Here is a 1,102-nt window from a genome sequence, read left to right on the forward strand (position 1 = left end):
GTACTGCGCGAGCTCGCCCTTGATCTTGCCGGCGACCTTCTTGGTGGCCTTGGTCTGCGCCGACGAGCCGACGCGCGACACCGACAGACCGACGTTCACCGCGGGACGGATGCCCTGGAAGAACAGGTCGGTTTCCAGGAAGATCTGACCGTCGGTGATCGAGATGACGTTGGTCGGGATGTAGGCCGACACGTCGTTGGCCTGGGTTTCGATAATCGGCAGTGCGGTCAGTGAACCCGAGCCATGGTCCTTGCTGAGCTTCGCCGCGCGCTCGAGCAGGCGGGAGTGCAGATAGAACACGTCGCCGGGATAGGCTTCGCGGCCCGGCGGACGGCGCAGCAGCAGCGACATCTGGCGGTAAGCGACGGCCTGCTTGGACAGATCGTCATAGATGATGACGGCGTGCATGCCGTTGTCGCGGAAGAATTCGCCCATGGTGCAGGCTGTAAAGGGGGCAATGTACTGCATCGGCGCCGGATCCGAGGCGGTGGCGGCGACGACGATCGAGTATTCGAGCGCGCCCTGCTCTTCCAGCACCTTCACGAACTGGGCGACGGTCGAACGCTTCTGGCCGACCGCGACGTAGACGCAGTACAGCTTGATGTTCTCGTCCGGCTGCGCGTTGAGCGGCTTCTGGTTCAGGATGGTGTCGAGCGCGATCGCGGTCTTGCCGGTCTGACGGTCGCCGATGATCAGCTCGCGCTGGCCGCGGCCGATCGGGATCAGGGCATCGATGGCCTTGAGGCCGGTCGCCATCGGCTCGCTCACCGACTTGCGCGGAATGATGCCGGGCGCCTTGACGTCGACGCGCATACGCTTGTCGGCCTGGATCGGACCCTTGCCGTCGATCGGATTGCCGAGCGCGTCGACGACGCGGCCGAGCAGGCCCTTGCCGACCGGCGCGTCCACGATGGCGCGGGTGCGCTTGACGGTCTGGCCTTCCTTGATCTCGCGGTCGGCACCGAAAATAACGACACCGACGTTGTCGGTTTCGAGGTTCAGCGCCATGCCGCGGGTGCCGTTCTCGAACTCGACCATTTCGCCGGCCTGGACGTTGTCCAGACCATAGACGCGGGCGATACCGTCGCCGACGGACAGCACC

General features: G+C 65.1%; 1 protein-coding gene. It reads right to left on the reverse strand.

The window, feature by feature from the left end; genetic code table 11:
- Window positions 1-1,102, reverse strand: a 1,102-nt coding sequence (gene atpA / locus AC1D00_RS42375; protein WP_477014815.1) for a F0F1 ATP synthase subunit alpha, incomplete at both ends; no start/stop codon positions are given.

Source organism: Bradyrhizobium sp. P2_E8, from assembly GCF_056403875.1.